Below are 21,414 nucleotides of genomic sequence, written 5' to 3'. Positions count from 1 at the left end.
AATAGAAGCCGTCGCCCGCCTGCCGGTGTCCGCCGGTGAGCACCCTGGCGCCGCGGCTCACCGCCTCCTCGACCAGGCCCGCGACGCGGTCGACGGCGTCCCGGTTGATCAGCGGCCCGCACTGGGTCGCCCGGTCGTAGCCGGGGCCCACCTTCATGGCGCCCATGCGCTCGGCGAGCTTGGCTGAAAACGCCTCGGCGATTCCCTTCTGCACATAGAAGCGGTTGGCCGCCGTGCAGGCCTCGCCGCCATTGCGCATCTTGGCAATCATCGCGCCCTCGATGGCGGCGTCGAGATCGGCGTCGTCGAAGACGATGAAAGGGGCGTTGCCGCCCAGTTCCATGGAGCAGGAAATGACGGTGTCGGCGGCCTCGTGCAGGAGCTTGCGGCCGACTTCGGTCGAGCCGGTGAAGGAGAGCTTGCGCACGCGCGGATCGTGCAGCATGGCGCTGACCGTACCGCCGGAGCGGCTGGTGGTGATGACGTTGACGACGCCGTCGGGGACGCCGGCCTCGGCATAGAGCGCCGCCAGCGCATAGGCCGTCAGCGGCGTCTCGGTGGCGGGTTTGAGCACGCAGGTGCAGCCGGCGGCGAGCGCCGGGCCGATCTTGCGGGTGGCCATCGCCGCCGGGAAATTCCACGGAGTGACCAGCACGGCGACGCCGATCGGCTGCTGCTGCACGACGATGCGGTTGGCGCCCGAAGGCGCCGTGGCGATCTCGCCGTTGAGCCGGACCGCTTCCTCGGAGAACCAGCGGAAGAACTCTGCCGCGTAGGCGACCTCGCCCTGCGCGTCGCTCAGGGCCTTGCCGTTCTCCAGGCTGATCAGTTCGGCGAGCCAGTCCTTGCGCTCGATCATCAGTTCGAAGCAGCGGCGCAGGATTTCCGAACGCTTGCGCGGCGCGGTCGCGGCCCATCCAGGGCCCGCCTCGTAAGCCGCCGACACGGCAGCCTTGGCGTCGTCGATGCTGGCGTCCGCCACCGAGGTGATGACCGCGCCGGTGGAGGGATCGAACACGTCGATGCGCTTGCCGGTCGAGCCTTCGAGCCATCTGCCGCCGATATAGAGATTGGTCGGCAGCGCGCCGACGTCGAAGCTGATCTGCGGGGCGAATGTCGGTTTGATGGTCATGGTCAGCTTGCCTTTCGGTCAGTTAGGGAGGGGCGAAGGCTGGCGCGGTCGCCGCTGAACGCGGCAGCCACCAGGGACGCCATGCTGTCGAGGTCGATCGGCCGCGGATTGTTCTTGATCAGCCGCGCCGCCCCCATCGCCTGCTCGGCGATCTGCGGAAGCTGCGAGGCCACCACGCCGAGGTCGGCGATCGTCTTCGGGATGCCGATTGAGGCGAACAGGTCTTCAACCGCGTCGATCGTGTCGCCGGCCTGCTGGTGAACAGTCCGGCCGGTGCCGTCGAGGCCCATGGCCTGGCCGATCTCGGCGAGCTCGGCCTCGCAATGGGAGCGGTTGAACTCCATCACATAGGGCATCATCACCGCCACGCCGGCGCCATGCGGCGTGTGGGTGAGCGCGCCGATCGGATACTGGATGGCGTGCGCGGCCGCGGTGCCGGCAGTGCCGAAGGCGAGGCCGGCGGCGGTGGCGCCGAGCATCATCCGTTCGCGCGCCTCGGTGTCGGAGCCCTTGTCGCAGGCCCGCTTCAGGCTGGCGGCGATGTGGCCGATGGCGAGCAGCGCATACTGGTCGCTGAGCACGTTCTTGCCGAGGAAGACATGGTCATGGACGATCGTGCCGGTGATCTGGCGGCGAATGGTGGTGAAGGCCTCTATCGCGTGGGTCAGCGCGTCGGCGCCCGACACGGCGGTCAGGCCGCGCGGGCAGGACCAGGTGAGCTCCGGGTCGCAGATCGCGGTGTGGCAGATGAGATGCGGGCTGGCGATGCCGACCTTCACCGCCCGGTCCGGATCGGTGACGACGGCCACCGGGGTGACCTCCGAGCCGGTGCCCGAGGTGGTGGGCATGAGGATCAGAGGCAGCACCGGGCCGGGCACCTTGAACTCGCCGTAATAGTCCTGGATCCGGCCGCCATGGGCAAGCAGCAGGGCCGCGACCTTGGCTGCGTCGAGGCAACTGCCGCCTCCGATGCCGATGACCAGATCGGCCTCCATCGCCTTGCCTGCCTCCACGGCCGCCGCGATGCATTCGATCGGCAGCTCGGCGATAGTGCCGTCGAAGACGCCGGCCTCAAGCCCGGCGACGCGCACCGACTGCACCAGCCGCAGGAAGTCCGGGTCGGTCGCGAGTCGCGCATCGGTGACGATCAGGGCGCGCCGCCCGAGCGCTGCGGCGTAGCCCGCGAGCGCTGCCCGCTGTCCTGCGCCGAAGACGAGATTGCGCGGCGTGCGCAAGGTTCCAAACAACGACAAGTGACGTCCTCCCCTGTGGTTTCTATGCGGCCGCCCTGGCGCCGGCGAGGTGCTGCAGCGTTTCCCAGACTTCGTCGGCGAGCGGCACGCCGGTACTCAGCCGCTCGGCCCGGCAAGCCCGGCCGCGCTCACCCGGGATCAGAACCCCGGCAAACCCGTCGGCCGACTCCAGGCCGCGGATCTCGGCGAGATAGGCCTGCAGGTCGCGGCGCGGCCCCTTGATGACGATGAACACATCGCCCTTGTTGCAGATTTCGGTGTCGTCGAGCGTGCCGCGGACATCGCGGCCGATGGCAGCACCCGCCAGGCTGCTGACCATGAGTTCGAAGGCGAGCCCCAGCGCGTAACCCTTGGCGCCGCCGAAGGGGGCGATCGCGCCGCGTTTCGCCGCTTCCGCGTCGGTCGTCGGATTGCCGTCGGCGTCGAGCGCCCAATGCGGCGGGATCGCCGCCTTGCGGTGCGCGTGATCGTGGATTTCGCCCATCGAGACGACGCTGGTGGCGGTGTCCATCATGAAGGGCTCGCCGCCGGTGGGCACGCCGATGGCGATCGGATTGGTGCCGATCATCGCCCGCCGCGCGCCCCAGGGATGGACCAGCGCCTCGCTGGTCGACAGCGCGATGACGGTGAAGCCGCGGCCGGCCACGCGTTCGGCGTACCAGCCGAGCATGCCGATGTGGTTGGAGTTAGAGATGGCGGCCACCGCCACACCGTTCTCCTCGGCTCTGGCCATCAGCGTCTCGAGCGCGGCATTGGCGACGACTGGACCCAGGCCGCGCTCGCCGTCCACCGCCAGAAAGCCCGGCCCGCGCCAGTCCTGCCGGCCGCGGGAAGCGGGGTCGGTCACGCCGTTGGCGATGCGCCCGACGATGCGCTCGAGCCGCAGCAGGCCGTGCGACGGCACGCCGCGCAGATCGGCGTCGAGCAGGATCTCGACCTGCGTGTCCGCATGCGCAGCCGGAACGCCGGCGCGTTCAAGCGCTCGCTTCGCAAGCTGTTTTACGGTAGAAGCATCGATGACAGCCAAGGATAAAATCCGATCGGATATACGATTTGAGGCGGACTATGCTGTCAAGTTGAGGCGCCGTCAAGGGAGCAGGCTGAGATGACGAGAGAGATGACAGGCGCGGCCGGGGCCGCAAGCGGGCTGGTGCGCCGGCCGACACGGCTGGGCGAGGAGGTCTATGCCGCCATCTACGCCCAGTTGATGTCGCTGAAGATCCCGCCCGGAGGCCGGATCTCGGTCGACAGCCTGGTGCGCGAATTCGGGGTCTCGCAGACGCCGATCCGCGAGGCGCTGTCGCGGCTCGAGGCGCAGGGCCTGGTGGTCAAGACGCACCTGATCGGCTACAGCGCCGCCGACCAGATCGGCCGCGAGCGCCTGCACCAGCTCTACGAGCTGCGGCTGCTTCTGGAGCCCTTCGCGGCGCGCCGCGCGGCGCTTGCGATCACCGACGAGGCCATCGCCGCGCTCGAGGCCGTCGACCGGGACATGCACGAGAAGGGCCATGAGGACGCGCGGCTCGCCTATGGCGAATTCGCCCGCAGCGATGCCGCGTTCCACGATGGAATCGCGCTCGCCTCCGGCAATGCGCCGGTGCAGGAGGCCCTGGCGCGGCTGCATGTGCATGTGCACCTGTTCCGGCTCTATTTCCACGCCCGCGCCACATCCGACGCCAACGAGGAGCATGCCCGCATCCTCGCCGCCATCCGCGGCCGGGATCCGGAGGGCGCGGAGCAGGCGATGCGCGAGCACATCGAGCGCTCGCGCGGACGCTTCATGTCGATCTTCGACGGTGACTGAGGCCACGGCCTTCGCCCGCTTCCGGGCCTGAGGCAGGGCTCCGGCCGTCTTCCGGCCGGGCCGTGCGGGGCAGGCAGGCGGCCTGCGCCAGGCCGCGACACCACCGACAAAATCAGGTTCTGATCCGTCCACGCGGACCTCGCAGGGCCGGCCGCCGTGCCTCCCGGCTCGCGCCGCTGCATCCACGCATGCAGCAATGGCGGTCCGGGGTCCGGCACGGTCCGGCTGGTGCGAAAGGCGGAACAGGACCTATTGACAGCTCGGAAAAAACCCGCAATGTATCGCTTACAAGAAGATTGTTCTGTTCAACGGAACATGGGAGGAAGCAGTGAGCAGTGCCGGTTTTTCCAGTTTCCGGTCGCGGTTCAGAAACGGCGAGCCGCTTTTCGGCACGTTTCTGAAGACGCCGACCACGCATGCCAGCGAGATCATGGGCTCGGTGGGGTTCGATTTCGTCGTCATCGACGAGGAGCACGCGCCCTTCAACCCCGAAACCACCGACCGCATGCTGCTCGCCTGCCGGGCCTCCGGCATTGCCGGCATCGTCCGTGTCCGCGGCGCCGAGGCCAGCCACATCCTTCCTGTGCTCGATTGCGGCGCCACCGGGGTGCTCGTGCCCCATGTCGACAGCGTCGCCAAGGCAAGAGCGGTGGTCGATGCCTGCCGCTACGCCACCGGCGCCCGCGGCTTTTCCAACACCACCCGCGCCGGCGGCTTCGGCAAGGCGGGCTATGAAGAGCATATTTCCGCCCAGGACAACGGCGTGACCGTCATCGCCATGATCGAGGACCCGGACGCCATCGGCGCGATCGACGAGATCCTTGCCGTCGACGGCATCGACGGCGTCTTCATCGGCCGCGGCGACCTGACCGTGGCCTACCGCCAGTGGAACGGCGTATCGCCAGCCGTGCGCGAGGCCACCGACACCATCCTGGCCGCAGCGGGCCGGGCGGGCAAGCCGGTCTGCATTCTGGCGGGCTCGCTCGACGACGCCGCGGAGTTGACCGCCAAGGGCGCGTCCGCCTTCATCCTCTCGTCCGATCAGGGGCTGATGCGCCAGGCGGCGATCAAGGCGCTCGCCGATTTCTCGGACCGCGTCGCAAGCTCGCGGGAGCGGTCCGATGCGTGAGATCTCGCCACGCAGGACCGGCCGCGGCCCGGCCGCGTCGTCCACGCCCACGACCGCCGCATCATGCGGATGCGGCGACAGCAACGGCGCCGGGTTCCGGCGGATGCACCGCGACGCGGCAGCAGGAGGATTTATGCAATGAACACGGCTTTTGACTCGCGCGAAGCGGAAGTGGCGGAACTGCTGGTCGGCGCCGTCGACCTGCACTGCCATAGCGGACCGGCGGCCATGCCGCGCATTCTCGATCATCACGAGGCGCTGATGGATGCGGCCGCCGCGGGGTTCCGGGCGCTGCTGTTCAAGGACCATTTCTATCTCGGCGTCTCCCATGCGGTGATCCTTGAAAAGCTGTTCCCCGAGACCGGCGTGCGGCTGTTCTCGGGCATCGCGCTCAACAACGCGTCGGGCGGCATCAACCCCCATGCGGTCAACCATGCCGCCAATATCGGCGCCAAGATCGTCTGGCTGCCGACGCTGTCGGCGGCCAACCACATCGCCCAGACCGAAGGCGCCGCCAAGAACTTCCCCAAGACCGCCAAGCGCATGCTGCCGCCGATCCCGCTCAGCGCGCTCGACGCCAATGGCGAGATCACCGACGACACCAAGCTGGTGCTCGACCTTGTCGCCGAAGCCGACATGATCCTCGCCGGCGGCCATCTGCCGGCTCCGGAGCTCATCCAGGTGTTCGAGGAGGCGGGCAGACGCGGCGTCAAGCGCATGCTGGTCAACCACCCGACCTATGTCGTCGGATGCACCGACGACGACATGCGCGAGCTGGTCCGGCTCGGCGCCTATCTGGAGCACTCGATCTGCATGTTCATCGAGGGCAAGGCGCTCGAGTTCACCCCCCAGGATCTCGCCCGTTACATCGAGATCGCCGGACCGGAGCGCACGGTGCTGTCCTCCGATCTCGGCCTGCAGGGCTCGCCGCGGCCGATCGAGGGATTTCGCCAGATCGTGGCGCTGCTGCTCGACCTGCAGATTCCCAAGGACGATATCCGGAAAATGATCGGAGACAATGCCGCCTGGCTGCTCAACCTCGGTTGAACCGGCACGGACTGACCAAACTCTATTGCAGTGAAACGGGAGGAAAACCAATGTTCACACGTCGTATCATGCTCAAGACCGGTCTCGCCGCAGGCGTGGCCCTTTCCATGCCCTGGGTTGCGCGCGCCGCCACCCGGACCCTTCGCTTCGCCCATGCGGCCAACGAAATCCATCCCGGCCACAAGATGGCCACCAGCTTCGCCGAGGCGCTCGAAAAGCTCGTCCCGGGCGCTTTCGACATCCAGATCTTCCCCAACCGTCAGCTCGGCGACGACAAGCAGAACCTGGAATCGGTGATGGCGGGAACGCTCGACATCTGCAACGCCAGCGGCGTGCAGTTTCCGCTGGTCACCGGCCGGCCGGCGCTCGACGCCTACCAGTTGCCGTTCCTGATCCGCGACTACGATCACTTCGCCGAGATTTCCAAGACCGAGATCGCCCAGAAGATCCATGACGACCTGGAGCCGGCGGGCCTGATCGGCCTTGCCACCGCCGACATCGGCCAGCGCCACTTCCTGTCGGTCGGGAGCCCGGTGACCACCATCGACCAGTTCGTCGGCCTGAAGACCCGCATCGTTCCGGTGCCGCTGCACAAGGCGATCTGGGAAACCATCGGCGTCTCCCCCGTCGGCCTTCCCTATGGCGAGGTCTATGGCGCGCTCGAAACCAAGGTCATCGACGCCGTCGAGATCAACGTCTCCTCGATGCTGGGCGAGAACCTTTGGGAAGTGGGCAAGCACTTCACGCTCACCGGCCATTACCCCTGGCATTCGACGACGGCTATCGCCAAGAACGTGTTCGACACGCTTGACGCCGATCTCCAGGGCGCCATGCGCGAGGCCGGCCGCCAGTCCGTCGTCGACACGCTGGCCTACACCAAGGAGCAGGACCTCACCGGCCGCGACGAGCTCAAGAAGAAGGGCGTCGAGATCGTCGAACTCGAAGGGCTCGACAAGGTCAGGGAAAAGGTTGCACCTATCGTCGGCCAGTGGAGCGAGAAGTCGCCGTTGATCGCCGAGTTCGTGGCCGCCGCCCGCGCCTGAGACCTGACGCGGCGCGCACCGTCCCGCCGGGCCCCCGGGCCCGGCCGGATCCTGCTGGCTTGAACGGGTCCGCAGACGATGAGGGAGGAAATGCATGGAACCGAGCGAGGCGAAGCCAGGCCTGCTGCACGCGATCGTCAGGGCCTATGAACGGGCGATGCGGTTTGCCGCCGGCAGCATGATGGGCACCATCGTCATCATCATGATCGCCCAGGTGACGGCGCGCTACGTGTTCAACTCGTCGCTGATCTGGGCGGAGGAACTGTGCCGCTACATCCTGATCTGGATGACCTTCCTGCTCCTGGGCCTGTCCTACCAGAGGGGCGAGTTCATATCGCTCGACATGCTGTCGGAAACGCTGTCGCTGAAGGCGCGGCGCGCCACGCGCATCCTCATGTCGGTGCCGACGCTGTTCTTTCTGGGCCTGATGACCTGGGCCGGCTGGATGTATGCCGCCCGCTTCGGCAACCAGACCATCCCGGCGCTCGACTTCATCTCGGAGAGCCTGAACGGCGACCCGCTGCACATTTCGATCCGCTGGGTCTATGTGTCGGTGTCGGTCGGCTCTGCCCTTCTCTTCCTTCATATCCTTGTGGATCTGATCCTCAGGGCCGGCAGGCTCTGGCGCCGTGAACCCGACACCACGGTCGCTCACCCCGAATCCGGAGAAATTGCCTGATGGCCGGTTTTCTTGCAGTCTTCGCCGTGCTGGTCGCCACAGGCGTGCCCATCGCGCTCGTGCTCGGCGTCGCCGGCACGGCCTATCTCTACCTCTCCGGCAACGGCGCGCTGGTGCTGGCGCTGCCGCAGCGCATGATGGCGGGCGTCGACCAGTTCGTGCTCCTGACCATCCCGCTGTTCCTGCTTGCCGGCAACCTGATGAATGTCGGCGGCGTCACCGACCGGATCGTGCATTTCGCCCGCGCCATGGTCGGCCACCGGCAGGGCGGCATGTCGGCGGTGACGGTGCTGTCGTCGGGCTTCTTCGCCGGCATCTCCGGCAGCGCCACCGCCGAGGCTTCGGCGCTCGGCTCGATCCTGATCCCCACCATGAGCCGGCAGGGCATGCCGCCGGCCTATTCGGCCGCACTCGTCGGCGTGAGCTCGGTGATGGGACCGATCATCCCGCCCTCGATCACCATGATCATCTACGGCGTGCTGTCGGGCGCCTCGATCGGCCAGCTCTTTCTCGCAGGCGTCGCGCCGGGCATCGCCATCGGCGCCGGACTGCTGCTCTACGCCACCTGGCGCGCCCGCCGCGACGGCTATCCCACCACCCCGAAACTGGGCTGGCGCGAGCGCATGTCGGCCACCAGGCGCACGCTGCCGGCGCTGATCCTGCCGCTGATCATCCTGGTCGGCATCAAGGGCGGCATCTTCACCCCGACCGAAGCCGCCGCTGTGGCGGTGGCCTACGCGCTGCTCATCGGCCTGATCTATCGCGATCTCACGCCCGTAAGGATCTGGGACGCGCTCGTCGCCACGGCGCTGGTGACCGCGTCGATCCTGTTCATCACCTCGATGGCGTCGATCGTCTCCTTCGTGCTCACCCTCGAGCGGGCGCCGACGATGATCGCCAACCTGGTGCTCGAGATCACCGAGAACAAATATCTCATCCTCCTGATGCTCAACGTCTTCCTGCTGCTGCTCGGCATGTTCCTCGAACCGATCTCGATCCTCATCCTGACCATGCCGATCCTGGTCAAGCTCGCCGCGATCATCGGGATGGACCCGGTGCAGTTCGGCACCATGGCGGTGCTCAACGTCGTCATCGGGCTTGCGACGCCGCCGGTGGGCATCCTGCTGTTCATCGTTTCGGCCACCTCGGGCCAGCCGCTGTCGGCGGTGATCCGCGAGGCGGTCCCGCTGATCGGCATCTGCCTGGTGGTTCTGGCGCTCGTCGCCCTGGTGCCGGCGTTCTCGCTGTTCATTCCCACCGCCCTGTTTGCGGGAAACTGATCCCTATCCATTCCGAGGAGACTTCCATGACGAAGCAAGCGCGCAAAGTCATCATCACCTGCGCTGTCACAGGCTCGATCCACACCCCGTCGATGTCGCCCTACCTGCCGGTCACCGCTGAGGAGATCGCCGACGCCGCGGTGGGCGCGGCCGAAGCGGGCGCGGCCATCGTCCACCTGCACGCGCGCAATCCTCAGGACGGCGAGCCGGTGCAGTCGCCCGAAGCCTTCGAGCCGTTTCTCCGCGTCATCAAGCAGCGCTCGGACTGCGTGATCAACATCACCACCGGCGGCGCCGCGACCATGACCATCGAGGAACGGCTGCAGCCGGTGGCGAGGTTCAAGCCGGAAGTTGCCTCGCTCAACATGGGCAGCATGAATTTCGGCCTGTTTCCGATGCTCGACCGCTTCCCCGACCTCAAGCACGAGTGGGAGCGCACCTATCTCGAAGGCTCGCGCTCGCGCGTCTTTCGCAACACCTTCGCCGACATCGAGACGATCCTCACCACCTGCGCCGAAAACGGCACCCGGTTCGAGATCGAGTGCTACGACATCGGCCATCTCTACACCTGCGCCCATTTCGTCGAGCGCGGGCTGATCAAGGCGCCGATCTTCATCCAGTCGGTGTTCGGCATCCTGGGCGGCATCGGCCCGCATCCGGAAGATGTCATGCACATGCGCCGCACCGCCGACCGGCTGTTCGGCGACAAATACGAGTGGTCGGTGCTGGGGGCGGGTCGCCACCAGATGGCGGTCGGCCTGCAATCGATGCTGATGGGCGGGCACATGCGCGTGGGGCTGGAGGATTCGATCTGGTCCGGGCCGGGCAAGCTCGCCACCAGCAATGCCGAGCAGGTGGCGACGGCGGTCCGCATGGTCCGCGACGCCGGGCTCGAGGTGGCGACGCCGGCCGAGGCGCGCGAGATCCTCGGCCTCAAGGGCGGCGACCAGGTGGGCTTCTGATGGACCGCCGCAGCGTTCTCATCGTCCTTGCCAATCCCGAGCCCACATCCTTCTGCCATGCACTCACACATGCCGGCCGCACGGCGCTCGAGGCGGCGGGACACGAGGTGATGCTGAGCGACCTCTACGCAATGGGCTTCAATCCGGTGGCCGGGCGCCATGATTTCGACGGCGCCGCCGATCCGGAGCGGTTTCACTACCAGTCCGAACAGGCGAGGGCGGCGCGCCTGGGCGCCTTCTCGGCCGAGATCGCCGGGGAGCAGCGCAAGGTGGCCGCCGCCGATATCCTGGTGCTGGTGTTCCCGCTGTGGTGGGGCGGCGCGCCGGCCATCCTCAAGGGCTGGTTCGAGCGGGTGCTGGCCTATGGCTTCGCCTATGTCGACGGCTACCGCTTCGACACCGGCCTGTTCCGCGGCCGCCGGGCGGTGTTCGCCGTCACCACCGGCGGAACGCCGGCGCGGTTCTCGGAAGAGGGCGTCTACGGCCCGATCGAGGACGTGCTGATGCCGGTCAGGCGGCTTGGCCTCGAATATATGGGCTACGAGGTGTCCGAGCCCTTTGTCGCCTATGCCGCGCCGCGCGTCGCGCCGGAGGTGCGCGGCGACTACCTGGCCGCCTTCGCCGCCCGGCTGGTCGAGGTCGCCGCCTTGCCGGTGGCGCCGGTGCGCAGCGACACCCATCCGCTGGACCTGAGCTCCGATGCCGCCTGGACCCGCGCCGGCTGACCGCCGCCTTGTGGCCGGCGCCGGCGGCTCCCGCCGCTGCGGGCGAGCGTTGACATGCGGCGCGACTCTTTCTACTGTATCGCTGTACGAAACAGCATCTTGCAGATTTGGTGTTTCCGGCACGTTTCCAGGCTTGAGGAGTCGGTTCGATCATGCCGGCCGCGGGTTGGCCAGGCGGGGATCCGCCGTGGCGGCCGCACCCTCCGGCGCGGCGCGCCGCGAACCACTCAACGAGGGAAAAAGACCATGCCGCGAATCGAAGGCAAGACCGGAGATGGAGTCCAGGCCGTCCACCTGGCTCTCAGCATCATCGAACACCTTGCCCGGGAGCAGCGCGCCGTCGGCGTGACGGCGCTGGCGCAGGCGCTGGGGACCACCAAGAGCCGGATCCACCGCCATTTGCAGACCCTGGTGCAGGAGGGCTACCTGGTGCAGCCCGCCGATTCCGACCGCTACGCCAGCGGGCCGCGGCTGGTGGCGCTCGGACGCGCCGTCAGCGACAATCTCGATCTCGCCAACCTGGCCGCCGATCCGCTGATGGAACTGCGCGATGCGCTGGGCCATTCGGCGGTCGTCTCGCAGATCACGCCCGACGGGATACGGGTGCTCGCCACCGTGCCCGGCCGCTCGGCCATCGAGATCGGCGTGCGCCCCGGCTCGATGCTCAGCTTCCACAGCTCCGCGCAGGGCAAGGCGGCGCTGGCCCACTCCTCGCCGGAATTCCGCGCCCGCGTGCTCCGCTCCAAGCTCGAGGTCTTCACCCAATACACCATCGTCAGCCCGGAGGCACTGGCCGCCGAACTCGACAAGGTGCGCGCCCAGGGCTGGGCCACCGCTCCCAACGAGACCGGCATCGGCCTCAACACGCTCGCCGCGCCGATCTTCGATTCCACCGGCACCGTCTGCGGCACGGTGGGCATCGTCGACATGGTGCAGTTCATCCCGGGAACGCCCTCCGAGGACCAGTGCACCCGCACCATGGCCGCCGCCCGCCGGGTGTCCAAGGCGCTCGGCCACGACGAACTCTGACCAGCCAAACTTCCCGTCACGGCCGCCGCCGGTCTTGACAACGGGTTCGCCGTGGCTATCGTCAAAAACGAAACGACGTATTGTAGACAAGAACAGGCGGGCTCTGCTCCGGCCTGACACGGGAGGTGGAAATGTACAACAGCACTGATCCGCGCGCTTCGCTTGCGACGGCCAAGGCGGGGCCTGCGGCCAGCGAATTCGCGGCGGCCGAATATCTCAAGTTCTATCAGACCGCGCCCCAGCAGGACGACGCCAGCGGCAGGACCTGGCTCGGCCGCGGCCAGAATTTCATCATCGCCTACACCGAGGCCGCGCCGGGCGCGTCCTTCTCGCGGAGCGGACAGGTCGACGAATATGTCGTGCTGCTGCAGGATCCGGATGCGTCTGCGACGATCACCTGGCAGAGCGCCACGGAAACCGTTCCGGGCTATTCGATCGCCTTCGTGCCGCCCGGCGACAGCACCGTGACGATGCCCGAGGGCGGCCGGCTGGTGCGCATGTTCACCACACGGTCGGACGATCTCGCCGCGGCCTGCGCCAACGCCGACGCCTATGCCGAGCCTCACCCCAACATCCCGCCCTTCGTGGCATGGCCCGAGCCCAGGGGCGGCCACAGGGTGCGCTTCTATTCGCTCGACGTGCCGCCCGAGCCCGGCCGCTTCGGCCGCATCTTCCGCTGCACCACCTTCATGGTCAATTGCCTGCCGGCCGAGCCCAGGCCGCGCGACATCACCAAATTGTCGCCGCACTATCACGATGATTTCGAACAGTGCTCGCTGGCGCTCAAGGGCGCGTTCACCCATCACATCCGCTGGCCCTGGACGCCGGACCTCAATGCCTGGCGCGCCGACGACCACGAATGGTGCGGCTCGCCCTCCATCGCCGTGATCCCGCCGCCGGCGATCCACACCTCGCGCGCCATGGAGGAGACCGGCAACCAGCTCATCGACATCTTCTCGCCGCCGCGGATGGATTTTTCCGAAAAACAGGGCTGGGTGCTCAACGCCGACGACTACCCGATGCCGGGGCAGCCCGCATGAGTGGGGCGTCGGACCTCAAGGGCAAGGTCGTGCTGGTTACCGGCGGATCGCGCGGCATCGGCGCCGCCGTGACCCGGCGCTTCGCCGCGCTCGGCTGCCGCGTCGTCATCGGCTACCGCTCCGGCCACGAGGCGGCCGAGGCCCTGGCAAGGGAACTGGCCGGCGCGGATGGCGCCTGCATCGCGGTGCAGGCCGACGTGGCCGATCCCGAGGCGGTCACGGCGCTCGTCGCCCGCACGGTCGAGGCCTTCGGCGGGCTCGACATCCTGGTCAATTGCGCGGCTCTCGGGCACTACCGCCCGCTCGGCAAGATGGACGCGGAGTTCATCCGCTCGATCCTCGACACCAACGTCATGGGGGTCGTGCTGATGACCGAGGCGGCTCTGCCGCATCTGCCCTCGCCGGGCGGCCGGATCATCAATTTCGCCTCGGCGCTGGCCTATCGGCCGATTCCCACGAGTTCGGTCTATTCGGCGTCGAAGGCCGCCGTCATCACCCTGACCCACGCCTTCGCCAAGGAGCTCGGCCCCAGGGGCATCACCGTCAACGCGGTTGCCCCGGGCGTGATCGAAACCGACATGACCGCCAAGATCATCGAGGAACGCGGGCCGCAGATCCTGGCCATGACGCCGCTCGGCCGCATCGGCCAAACCGAGGACGTGGCCGGCATCATCACCTTCCTGGCCTCGTCCGACGCCGGCTGGATCACCGGCCGCACCATCATCGCCGACGGCGGGGTGACCTGACGCCGGATGCGCGGCTGACCGTGTCGCCTTAAGCCATTGTCCGCGTCCTGCCAAAACGGCGGAACCATCGCGGCATCCTCGCGTTGCTGAATCTGCGGGCACCGCAGGTCGCGGAAAGCCCGCGCCTGCCACCCAATGGGGACCTTTCCGGTCACCCGTGGCGCCCCGCCCAGAGAGGATGAGGTCATGGTGTTCAAGGAACGCGAATATTTCGGAGACCCGGCGGATGTCGAGCGCAAGCCGGCGGCCGAGCTCGAAGCCGATGTCGCCGCCGCCCTGGCGGCAAGCGGCAAGGTCGACGCGGTGGATGTCGAGGTGACGGTGCTGTCCGACGCCACCGTCGTCCTCAGCGGCTGGGTCCTGGACGAGGAGGAAATCCGTCGATGCACGGAGGCCGCCATGGCGGTGCCCGGCGTGCGGGACGTCAAGAGCACCATCTTCGTGCGCGACAGCGGCGACGCGGCCCCGGGCCTTTAGTCCGCCCGCCGTCAGGTGGAGCGACACATGATGGGCCGGTCGCGGTGTCGTCGCCTCGGCCGGCTTTCTTCGTGACTTAACTAGCTGGTTTCGGGACCTTACCAGCCGGGCTGCTGCCCGGAAGGGCTAGGCCAGGGAGTTCCTGGTCATGGCTTACTGCGCCTCACGCCTGTGCGGTCGGATCAGAAAGGGAGGGCAACCGGAATGGCCGGCTGCCCTCTGTCAATCGTCCTTGGCCGGTCAAGCGGCCTTGGCGCGCTTGTTGGCGGAGGCGTCGGCGAGCTTGGTCAGATCGGTATCGGTCTGCGACTCTTCCTTCAGCGTCTCGTCCAGCAGCTTGGCGGCGTCCTTCATGCCAAGCTCCGTGGCCCAGCGCTTCAGGGTTCCGTAGCGGGTGATTTCATAATGCTCGACGGCCTGCGCCGCGGAAATCAGCCCTGCGTCCAGCGCAGCGGTGCCCTTGAACTCGTCCATGATCTCCTCGCCCTCGGCGATGATGCCTTCGATGGCGTCGCAGGTCTTGCCGCGGGCCGGCTTGCCGATGATGTCGAACACCTGCTGGAGCCGTTCGATCTGGCCTTCCGTCTGGCTGTGGTGCTTTTCGAAGGCTGCCTTGAGTTCTTCGGATTCCGCCGCGCGCTTCATTTTCGGAAGGGCTTTGAGAATCTTGCGTTCCGCGTAGTAGATGTCTTTCAGCGTGTCGTGGAACAGGTCGTTGAGTGTCTTTTCCTTGGCCATTGTCTTCTCCTCGTTTGATCACCCGATTGTGATCTTCCCGTGTAACTCGCGACACCGAGCCAAGGTTCCGGCCTCGTCCGCGGCAGGCCCCACAAATAATTCGTCCCGGGACGGGAACTTTCGGCCCTGTCGCAACCGGGCGCGGCGGATGCCGTGCGCCGTCCCCGAAAGGCGGTGTTCCGAGGGGACCGGAGGAGGCTGAACGGCCGCGCCGCGGGGGCATGGGTGCGGACTCCGGGGGCGAGATCGTTCGGACGCCGGCGGCGGGTTTGCGCCGATAGTCCGGAACAATCCCGGCCCGGGGCGGTTGCCCTGGTACCGTGACGCGCGCTGTAGGGCGCGCCAATCCTGGCACGGGCTGTCATCAAGGGAGACGCGGATGCCGGACTGGCTCCAGAACAATGCCAATCTCATCAGCGCGGCATCCAGCGTCGCCATGCTGGCGGTCTGGGTGATCTATCTGCAGGTCTTCCTCGGCGGCTACCGGCGTCAGGTGCGGGCGAAGATCGTCATCACCCGCGCGGTCGGACGGACGCTTGCGGCGCATTGCTTCATCAGCAACATGAGTTCGCAGGCGATCTATCTGGAGGCCGTGATCGTCACGCTGGAAGGCGACGACTACCGGATCTCGGTCCGGGTCACCGACTTCGATCCCGCCGAGGCGGAGCGTCCGTCCGATCCGCGCCGGGAGACGCATCAGGGCCCCTTGCACAGCGGGGACCAGACCTGGATCGGCACCTTCGACACGCTCATTGCCAGAGCGGCCGACAGTCAGGGCGTGACGCCCGGCGACTTCACGGCATCCGGCCGGACCATCGCGATCGAGGTGATGGTGGTCGCCGATTACCTGTCGGAGGATCTGGTTGTCGGCGCCAAACGGCGCTTCGTCGCCGAATGGCGGGGCGACACGTGGGTGGTCAGTCCCCAGACCATCCAGACCGAGCAGATCCGCTCACGCCGCGCGCGGCGCCGTCTCACGCGGCTTCTGGCGGATGACAGCGAGCAGGACGCCTGACTGAAACGGCACGGGCCTCCCGACGCCCTTCGGTCATGCGGCGCTAGTCGGTGGATTTGCGTTTTTCGATGACGCCGAAGTCGCTGGATTTTTCGTGAGTGCCGGCAATCTCGACGCCTTCCGCGTGGAGACCGCGCCGGAGAAGCTCGCGAACGGCCGAGGCGCGGCTGGGCATGCGCTGCCGGAAGCGCCAGTCGTCAATGGCGCTAAGTTCTTCCGGCGCCACCATGATCTGCAAGCGCTCGTTTCTTTCGCGGTACATCCGGTGACTCCCCCGACAAAATCGTGACCTGCTATATGTTAGTATTTACCGCTTTGTTTTCAAGTAGCTGATTTGGGGGAACCGCTGCAGATGGCGCTCACTCATCAATCGTGGCCTTTATACCGCTGTCATTTCAGCCCATTATACAAAACAAGGGCGAATATTTCGGGGGCGAGATTTCAACGCAATTGACGTGTCGGACGACAGCAATTGTAGGCCACGGAGTTGCCCGCATGGACAGAAACCCGAAGATCCTCGTTGTCGTTGACGAACCCAGCCTGATGGTCGACATGTTTTTCGAGCTTGAGGGCCGCGGCTTCGTCGTCGAGCCCGTCAAGCCGGACGAATACAGCAGGCATGCCGCTCCCAAGGCCGTCGACGTCGCCGTGTTCGATCTGCATCAGCCGAACCAGATCGCCGTGGAGATCGCCTCCCGGCTTCACGGCCAGGCAATTCCGGTGGTGACGCTGGGCCGGGACGAATCGGTTGTCGCCGGACGAATTGCCGGCATCGACATCTCTCTGCCCAAGCCGGTCGACTACGACAGGCTTGCAGGCGTGTTGTTCGATCTGGTCGCCCGCTCCTGCTCCGTGGCTTCGCACCGGGAAAGTGCGGCTCCCGGGATCGAACTCTACCGGGAACAATCGTCAGGCTAACCGCCGATCCGCTTTTCCAGACTGTCGACGATGGCCTGCGAGATCGACTGTTTCAGGTCCATCGCGGCCAACGGACAGGGCTTGTCGAGCCGCTTGAGCGCCTTGCCGATATCGAAGGAATTGGCGGATTTCAGCCGCGACAGTTCCTGCCAGGACACCGGGATCGCCACCGGCGCCCCCTTGCGCGCCCGGATCGAATAGGGCGCCACCGCGGTTGATCCCCTGTCGTTGCGCAGCCAGTCGATGAAGATCTTGCCCTTGCGCTTGGCCTTCGACATCGTCGCCACATAGCGGTCCGGGTGCTGTCCGGCAAGATAACTGGCGATGGTCCGCGTGAAGAAGGTGATCGTTTCCCATTCGGCCGTGCGCCGCAGCGGCACGATCACATGCACGCCCTTGCCGCCGGTCACCATCGGCAGGCTCTCAAGCCCGATATCGGACAAAAGCTGGCGGATCTCCTTGGCCGCCGCCTTGACGTCCGCGAAGCCCAGGCCCTCGTCCGGGTCGATGTCGAAAACCAGCCGGTCTGGCTTTTCCAGCATGTCGGTGCGCGAACCCCAGATGTGAAACTCGATGGTGCCCATCTGCGCGGCGGCGACGAAGCCCGCCTTTTCCCGGATCACCATATAGGGTTCGGCCTTGCCGGAACTCTCGACGATGTCCTCGGTGCCGATGCCGTCGGGAAAGCCCTTGCCGGCGTGTTTCTGGAAGAAGCAGTCGCCCTCGGCGCCGTCGGGGCATCGGAGCAGCGACACCGGCCGGTCTCCGGCGAGCTCCAGCATCCGCTCGGCCGCTTTCGCGTAATAGGCGGCGACATCGCCCTTGGTGCAGCCCGCATCGGGAAACACCACCCGATCCGGACTGCTGATCCGCACCCCCAACAGGGTCTTCGTCTCGCCGGTCGCTGTCTCGGGTTTCTCAAGCTTCACCACCGCCGCCTCCTTGTCCTCGCGCACGCCGTGAAAGACACCGTGCCGAATACTGCCCTGATCCGTCAATTCCGCATACTCGACCTCGACGACCAGATCGGGCTTCAGCCAGCGCGCCGACCGGGCGACGTCGCCGGGAACTTCGTTGAACGGGGCGGTCTGGCGCTGACGGCTCTTCATCAGCTTCGTGAGCTGAACCAGGTCGGACTCGCTGAAGCCGCCGCCCACGCGGCCGCGGTAGATCAGGCGGCCGTTCTCGCGCGACCCGACCAGCAGCGAGGCGAAGGGCCGATGCCTGGCCGAGGACGGCGAGAACCCGCCGACGACGAACTCCTGCCTGAGCTTGGTCTTGATCTTGAGCCAGCTTCCGTTGCGGCTACCCGCGTAGGTACTGTCGCAGGCCTTCGAGATGATGCCTTCGCCGCCCGCCTTTGCGACCGCCTCGAACACCTCGCGCCCGTGCCCGACGACATGTTCCGAATAGCGGATCGGCGAGGTCTTGGGCTGCCCGGCAAGCAGGTGCGCCAGCGCTTCCTTGCGCTCGGACAGCGGCTGCCTGTCGAGCTTTTTGCCGTTGAGCTCCAGAAGGTCGAAGGCGATGAAGATCACCGGGCGGCCCTGTTCAAGATCGGCCTGCAGGGCGGAGAACCGCGATCCCTTGGCCGAACTGTCGGTCATGACCTCGCCGTCGATCAGCACGTTCCTGCAATCGAGCGCGGCGAAGGCGTCCGGCAGACCGGCATAGCGATCGGTCCAGTCGAGCCCGGAACGGGTGTAGAGGCTGACACCGCCCTTGCCGAGCGCCGCGAGACAACGGTAGCCGTCGAACTTGGTCTCGTGCAGCCATCCGTCGCCCTCCGGCACATCATCGCTGAGCTTGGCGAGCTGCGGCTTGCGGAACTTGGGTGTCGGGAGGCTGTGTGTCGCGGCGGGTTTCCTCGGGGCGGCCTTGGCGACGGCGGGAGCCTTGGCGGGGCGCTTGCGCCCGGGCTTGCCGGCCGCGATCTCCTCCATGCTGCGCGCGCTGGCGACGGAGGTGAGATGCCGCTCGATCAGCCCGTCTTCCTCGTCCTCCTCGAACGCGTCGTGTTCCTTGATCAAGAGCCAGTTCTCGCGCTTTTCCTGCGTGCGCATCCGCACCAGTGTCCAGCGGCCCTTCATGCGCTGTCCGTGGAGGATGAACTTCAGCTTGCCGGATTTCAGGCCCTCGGCGAAATCCTCCTGCGGCTCCCACCAGCCCTGGTCCCACAGCATCACCGTGCCGCCGCCATATTGCTTGGCCGGGATGGTGCCTTCGAACCCGCCGTAGTCGAGCGGATGATCCTCGGTCCGGACCGCCAGCCGCCTGACCGACGTGACCGGGCTCGGCCCCCTGGTCACCGCCCAGCTCAGGAGCACGCCCTCCCATTCCAGCCGGAAATCGTAATGCAGCCGCCGCGCGTCATGCTTCTGGACCACGAAGGCGGGCCGGCCGGAGGGCGCGCCCTTGCCCTTGCCCTCGCCGCTGGGTTCGGAGGTCTTGGCGAAATCGCGCTTGGCGACATAGTCGGCGAGTTTTTCGACCGAGACCGGCATCAGGCGGATTTCTTCTTTTTCGCCGGGGTCTTGGCGGCGGCCGGCTTGGCGGTCCTGGCGGCGGGCTTGTCCGCCTTGGCGTCCGCCGGCTTGCCCCCGGCCTTGGCGAGGCTCTGCTTCAGCGCCGCCATCAGGTCGATGACATTGTCGCCGCCGCCGCCGGACTCGCTCTCGCCGCCGCCGGTCTGGACGCGCTTGGTCGATTTGCTCTTGGTCTTGCGCTCGATCAGGTCCTTGAGCGCGATGGAGTAATTGTCCTTGAAGGCGTCGGCCTTGAAGGCGCCGGTCTTCCGGGCGATCAGCGACTTGGCCACCTCGAGCAGTTCCTCGTCGGCGGTGTCGTCCTCGATCTGCGAGAACAGCGGATGCGCGTCGCGGATCTCATCGGCATAATGCAGCGTCTCCAAGAGAAGGCCGTCGCCGCAGGGCTTGACCGCCGCGAGATATTCCTTGCCGCGCATCGTCACCTGGCCGAGGCCGACCATCTTGGTCGAGCGCAGCGCATCGCGCACGACCCGGTAGGCGTCTTCCGCCAGATCGTCGGTCGGCACCAGGTAATAGGGCTTGTCGAAATAGAGCGGCGAGATCTCGCAGGCGTCGACGAACTGGACCAGTTCCAGCGTCTTCTTGGTCTCGAGCTTGATCTCCTCGACATCCTCGGGGTCGATCAGCAGGTACTGGTCCTTCTCGTACTCATAGCCCTTCATGATGTCGCCGGCGTCGACCGGGCCAATGCCGGCGACTGTCTTCTGGTACCGGACCGGCTTGCCCGAGGGCTCATGAATCTGGCGGAAGCTGATGCGCGCGCTGGTCTTGGTCGCGGAAAACATCTCGACGGGGATCGAAACCAGCGACAACCTGAGTTGTCCCTTCCAGATCGGTCGTGCGGCCATGGTCTACTCCAAACGTTCGACTGCCCGCGGGCGGCGGCAGTTCAGCGGTGCCGGCAGGCGGCGGGGACGCCGATTGCTCCGGCAATCACCCAGTGAAACGCCTGTGGCGGGAACTGGTTCCCGCACCGGTGCCGCGCGGGAGCGCGCGGGCAAACCCTCGGTCAGCCGATGGCACCGGCCACGCTCTTGGGCGGCCTGCGGTTCTCGTCCGGATTGGGCTCCGGCCGTTCGTCGGGCAGCCGGTCGTCCGGGTCGGGCTCCTTGATCGGCGGAGGCGGGCGGTCGGTGGGGACATTCGGGTCCGGTCCGGGCCCTCCGCCTGTATGAACGGTCAGCATGATCATCACCTTTCTCCTTTGTCCAGTCCGACACCGGGGAATGAGACGGGTCCCCGCCGGCCTGATCGCATGCCAGCTTTTCGGCTGCGGCCACAGGCCTGGCCGCCCCGGCATATGCGTCACGGGGCGGGGGTCCCGAGGGATCGCCTAGGACTTGTGGGGCCGGATCTCGCTGGTGGTTGCCGCCGGCGGATCGCTGGCCGGGAAACTGTCCTCGAGGCCGATCTCCAGCTCGTCCTCGAGATCGTCCGGGGTGTCGGAGCCGTGGGTGTTGTTGCGCGAGTCGCGCGCATCTGCGCCCGCCGGCGCGGTTGCCCTCTCGGGCTTCGCCGTCAGCTCTTCGGCCATCTTCAGCACGGCCTCCCTGGCGTGCTCGAACGGGTCGCCCTCCGTGATCGGCACATACATCACAGCGTCGTCCGAGCTGACCTTGACGTAAGGGCCGCTGCCCGGTTCGATTTCAGGGAGCAACTGAGTGTAGACAGACATGGTTTTCTCCTTTCGTGGGGCGTCGGAGCCCCGGTCAAAGTCCGCGTCAAAGGCTTCGGCGGTGGTTCTGGCTCGTGTGGCTGGCCTCGGCGGGCTGGCGCTGCCGCCGGCCGGCGGAGCGCCCGCATCGGCGCCCGACAGAGGGCTTGTATCGGCGGGCTCCGGGGCAGCGG

23 protein-coding genes are annotated in these 21,414 nt (G+C 66.9%); 14 read left to right on the top strand and 9 right to left on the bottom strand.

Annotation, left to right across the window (positions count from 1 at the left end; all coding sequences use genetic code 11):
• The 3 genes from LL06_RS22105 to LL06_RS22095 form a co-directional block, all read right to left on the bottom strand.
• Positions 1 to 1,132 (bottom strand): aldehyde dehydrogenase family protein (locus LL06_RS22105; protein ID WP_035532026.1); only part of this gene is annotated, 1,132 nt, incomplete at its 3' end.
• Between the two features lie 2 nt (positions 1,133 to 1,134).
• Positions 1,135 to 2,385: an iron-containing alcohol dehydrogenase gene (locus LL06_RS22100; protein WP_035532023.1), complete on the bottom strand. Its 1,251-nt coding sequence runs from the start codon at positions 2,383 to 2,385 to the stop codon at positions 1,135 to 1,137.
• Between the two features lie 22 nt (positions 2,386 to 2,407).
• Positions 2,408 to 3,412, bottom strand: a complete 1,005-nt coding sequence (locus LL06_RS22095) for an Ldh family oxidoreductase (RefSeq protein ID WP_035532021.1) — start codon at positions 3,410 to 3,412, stop codon at positions 2,408 to 2,410.
• Positions 3,413 to 3,490: 78 nt separating this feature from the next.
• Here LL06_RS22095 and LL06_RS22090 point away from each other — a divergent pair, with 78 nt between their 5' ends.
• The 12 genes from LL06_RS22090 to LL06_RS22035 all read left to right on the top strand — a co-directional run bounded on the left by LL06_RS22090 (position 3,491) and on the right by LL06_RS22035 (position 14,346).
• Complete coding sequence (locus tag LL06_RS22090; protein WP_052161821.1) at positions 3,491 to 4,189, top strand: GntR family transcriptional regulator; 699 nt, start codon at positions 3,491 to 3,493, stop codon at positions 4,187 to 4,189.
• A gap of 328 nt (positions 4,190 to 4,517) precedes the next feature.
• The gene (locus LL06_RS22085) at positions 4,518 to 5,318 is read left to right on the top strand and encodes an aldolase/citrate lyase family protein (RefSeq protein WP_035532015.1); all 801 of its coding nucleotides are present in this window, start codon (positions 4,518 to 4,520) and stop codon (positions 5,316 to 5,318) included.
• A 138-nt stretch (positions 5,319 to 5,456) separates the two neighbouring features.
• On the top strand, positions 5,457 to 6,365 hold the full coding sequence (locus LL06_RS22080) for a DUF6282 family protein (protein WP_035532013.1): 909 nt from the start codon (positions 5,457 to 5,459) through the stop codon (positions 6,363 to 6,365).
• 50 nt (positions 6,366 to 6,415) lie between these two features.
• Positions 6,416 to 7,408 carry a TRAP transporter substrate-binding protein gene (locus LL06_RS22075; protein WP_081964132.1) on the top strand — a complete coding sequence of 331 codons (993 nt, stop codon included), beginning with the start codon at positions 6,416 to 6,418 and terminating at the stop codon, positions 7,406 to 7,408.
• A 94-nt stretch (positions 7,409 to 7,502) separates the two neighbouring features.
• Positions 7,503 to 8,087: a TRAP transporter small permease gene (locus tag LL06_RS22070; RefSeq protein ID WP_035532008.1), complete on the top strand. Its 585-nt coding sequence runs from the start codon at positions 7,503 to 7,505 to the stop codon at positions 8,085 to 8,087.
• Positions 8,087 to 9,367 carry a TRAP transporter large permease gene (locus LL06_RS22065; protein ID WP_035532006.1) on the top strand — a complete coding sequence of 427 codons (1,281 nt, stop codon included), beginning with the start codon at positions 8,087 to 8,089 and terminating at the stop codon, positions 9,365 to 9,367. The genes LL06_RS22070 and LL06_RS22065 overlap by 1 nt, the downstream gene beginning before the upstream one ends.
• Before the next feature lie 26 nt (positions 9,368 to 9,393).
• A complete protein-coding gene (locus tag LL06_RS22060) occupies positions 9,394 to 10,329 on the top strand; it encodes a 3-keto-5-aminohexanoate cleavage protein (RefSeq protein WP_035532003.1) in 936 nt (311 codons plus the stop codon).
• Positions 10,329 to 11,054, top strand: a complete 726-nt coding sequence (locus tag LL06_RS22055; protein ID WP_052161820.1) for an NAD(P)H-dependent oxidoreductase — start codon at positions 10,329 to 10,331, stop codon at positions 11,052 to 11,054. The genes LL06_RS22060 and LL06_RS22055 overlap by 1 nt, the downstream gene beginning before the upstream one ends.
• Positions 11,055 to 11,300: 246 nt before the next feature.
• Complete coding sequence (locus tag LL06_RS22050; RefSeq protein WP_052161819.1) at positions 11,301 to 12,083, top strand: IclR family transcriptional regulator; 783 nt, start codon at positions 11,301 to 11,303, stop codon at positions 12,081 to 12,083.
• Between the two features lie 131 nt (positions 12,084 to 12,214).
• Entirely contained in the window at positions 12,215 to 13,123 is a 909-nt protein-coding gene (locus LL06_RS22045) for a hypothetical protein (RefSeq protein ID WP_035532000.1), read from the top strand.
• Positions 13,120 to 13,869: a 3-oxoacyl-ACP reductase family protein gene (locus tag LL06_RS22040; RefSeq protein WP_035531997.1), complete on the top strand. Its 750-nt coding sequence runs from the start codon at positions 13,120 to 13,122 to the stop codon at positions 13,867 to 13,869. The genes LL06_RS22045 and LL06_RS22040 overlap by 4 nt, the downstream gene beginning before the upstream one ends.
• A 186-nt stretch (positions 13,870 to 14,055) precedes the next feature.
• On the top strand, positions 14,056 to 14,346 hold the full coding sequence (locus tag LL06_RS22035; RefSeq protein ID WP_035531995.1) for a BON domain-containing protein: 291 nt from the start codon (positions 14,056 to 14,058) through the stop codon (positions 14,344 to 14,346).
• A 240-nt stretch (positions 14,347 to 14,586) separates the two neighbouring features.
• Here the strand turns inward: LL06_RS22035 and LL06_RS22030 are convergent, their stop codons facing one another.
• Positions 14,587 to 15,084 carry a ferritin-like domain-containing protein gene (locus LL06_RS22030; protein WP_035531993.1) on the bottom strand — a complete coding sequence of 166 codons (498 nt, stop codon included), beginning with the start codon at positions 15,082 to 15,084 and terminating at the stop codon, positions 14,587 to 14,589.
• A 379-nt stretch (positions 15,085 to 15,463) separates the two neighbouring features.
• Between LL06_RS22030 and LL06_RS22025 the strand changes: the two genes are divergently transcribed.
• A complete protein-coding gene (locus LL06_RS22025) occupies positions 15,464 to 16,099 on the top strand; it encodes a hypothetical protein (RefSeq protein ID WP_052161818.1) in 636 nt (211 codons plus the stop codon).
• A 43-nt stretch (positions 16,100 to 16,142) separates the two neighbouring features.
• Here the strand turns inward: LL06_RS22025 and LL06_RS22020 are convergent, their stop codons facing one another.
• Positions 16,143 to 16,361: a hypothetical protein gene (locus LL06_RS22020; protein WP_035531991.1), complete on the bottom strand. Its 219-nt coding sequence runs from the start codon at positions 16,359 to 16,361 to the stop codon at positions 16,143 to 16,145.
• 233 nt (positions 16,362 to 16,594) lie between these two features.
• Here LL06_RS22020 and LL06_RS22015 point away from each other — a divergent pair, with 233 nt between their 5' ends.
• A complete protein-coding gene (locus tag LL06_RS22015; RefSeq protein ID WP_035531988.1) occupies positions 16,595 to 17,017 on the top strand; it encodes a response regulator in 423 nt (140 codons plus the stop codon).
• Here LL06_RS22015 and ligD read toward each other — a convergent pair.
• The 4 genes from ligD to LL06_RS28100 all read right to left on the bottom strand — a co-directional run bounded on the left by ligD (position 17,014) and on the right by LL06_RS28100 (position 21,241).
• On the bottom strand, positions 17,014 to 19,521 hold the full coding sequence (gene ligD, locus LL06_RS22010) for a DNA ligase D (RefSeq protein WP_035531986.1): 2,508 nt from the start codon (positions 19,519 to 19,521) through the stop codon (positions 17,014 to 17,016). The two genes, LL06_RS22015 and ligD, sit on opposite strands and share 4 nt — an antisense overlap.
• Positions 19,521 to 20,414: a Ku protein gene (locus LL06_RS22005; protein WP_035531985.1), complete on the bottom strand. Its 894-nt coding sequence runs from the start codon at positions 20,412 to 20,414 to the stop codon at positions 19,521 to 19,523. Before LL06_RS22005 ends, ligD begins: the two co-directional genes overlap by 1 nt.
• A 161-nt stretch (positions 20,415 to 20,575) precedes the next feature.
• Complete coding sequence (locus LL06_RS27925; RefSeq protein WP_035531982.1) at positions 20,576 to 20,758, bottom strand: hypothetical protein; 183 nt, start codon at positions 20,756 to 20,758, stop codon at positions 20,576 to 20,578.
• A gap of 141 nt (positions 20,759 to 20,899) precedes the next feature.
• Complete coding sequence (locus LL06_RS28100; protein ID WP_201772374.1) at positions 20,900 to 21,241, bottom strand: hypothetical protein; 342 nt, start codon at positions 21,239 to 21,241, stop codon at positions 20,900 to 20,902.
• Positions 21,242 to 21,414 lie beyond the last annotated feature (173 nt).

Source organism: Hoeflea sp. BAL378 (genome assembly GCF_000759435.1).
Classification (GTDB): Bacteria; Pseudomonadota; Alphaproteobacteria; order Rhizobiales; family Rhizobiaceae; genus Hoeflea.
The sequence above is the reverse complement of the archived record's forward strand: the minus strand, read 5'-3'. Positions and strand labels throughout refer to the sequence as shown.

Bases quoted from the DNA above. Each gene is read 5' to 3' on its own strand.
- LL06_RS22090 (WP_052161821.1), top strand. From the start codon at position 3,491: ATGACGAGAGAGATGACAGGCGCGGCCGGGGCCGCAAGCGGGCTGGTG.
- LL06_RS22080 (WP_035532013.1), top strand. From the start codon at position 5,457: ATGAACACGGCTTTTGACTCGCGCGAAGCGGAAGTGGCGGAACTGCTG.
- LL06_RS22075 (WP_081964132.1), top strand. From the start codon at position 6,416: ATGTTCACACGTCGTATCATGCTCAAGACCGGTCTCGCCGCAGGCGTG.
- LL06_RS22070 (WP_035532008.1), top strand. From the start codon at position 7,503: ATGGAACCGAGCGAGGCGAAGCCAGGCCTGCTGCACGCGATCGTCAGG.
- LL06_RS22065 (WP_035532006.1), top strand. From the start codon at position 8,087: ATGGCCGGTTTTCTTGCAGTCTTCGCCGTGCTGGTCGCCACAGGCGTG.
- LL06_RS22060 (WP_035532003.1), top strand. From the start codon at position 9,394: ATGACGAAGCAAGCGCGCAAAGTCATCATCACCTGCGCTGTCACAGGC.
- LL06_RS22055 (WP_052161820.1), top strand. From the start codon at position 10,329: ATGGACCGCCGCAGCGTTCTCATCGTCCTTGCCAATCCCGAGCCCACA.
- LL06_RS22050 (WP_052161819.1), top strand. From the start codon at position 11,301: ATGCCGCGAATCGAAGGCAAGACCGGAGATGGAGTCCAGGCCGTCCAC.
- LL06_RS22045 (WP_035532000.1), top strand. From the start codon at position 12,215: ATGTACAACAGCACTGATCCGCGCGCTTCGCTTGCGACGGCCAAGGCG.
- LL06_RS22040 (WP_035531997.1), top strand. From the start codon at position 13,120: ATGAGTGGGGCGTCGGACCTCAAGGGCAAGGTCGTGCTGGTTACCGGC.
- LL06_RS22035 (WP_035531995.1), top strand. From the start codon at position 14,056: ATGGTGTTCAAGGAACGCGAATATTTCGGAGACCCGGCGGATGTCGAG.
- LL06_RS22030 (WP_035531993.1), bottom strand. From the start codon at position 15,084: ATGGCCAAGGAAAAGACACTCAACGACCTGTTCCACGACACGCTGAAA.
- LL06_RS22025 (WP_052161818.1), top strand. From the start codon at position 15,464: ATGCCGGACTGGCTCCAGAACAATGCCAATCTCATCAGCGCGGCATCC.
- LL06_RS22020 (WP_035531991.1), bottom strand. From the start codon at position 16,361: ATGTACCGCGAAAGAAACGAGCGCTTGCAGATCATGGTGGCGCCGGAA.
- LL06_RS22015 (WP_035531988.1), top strand. From the start codon at position 16,595: ATGGACAGAAACCCGAAGATCCTCGTTGTCGTTGACGAACCCAGCCTG.
- ligD (WP_035531986.1), bottom strand. From the start codon at position 19,521: ATGCCGGTCTCGGTCGAAAAACTCGCCGACTATGTCGCCAAGCGCGAT.
- LL06_RS22005 (WP_035531985.1), bottom strand. From the start codon at position 20,414: ATGGCCGCACGACCGATCTGGAAGGGACAACTCAGGTTGTCGCTGGTT.
- LL06_RS27925 (WP_035531982.1), bottom strand. From the start codon at position 20,758: ATGATCATGCTGACCGTTCATACAGGCGGAGGGCCCGGACCGGACCCG.
- LL06_RS28100 (WP_201772374.1), bottom strand. From the start codon at position 21,241: ATGTCTGTCTACACTCAGTTGCTCCCTGAAATCGAACCGGGCAGCGGC.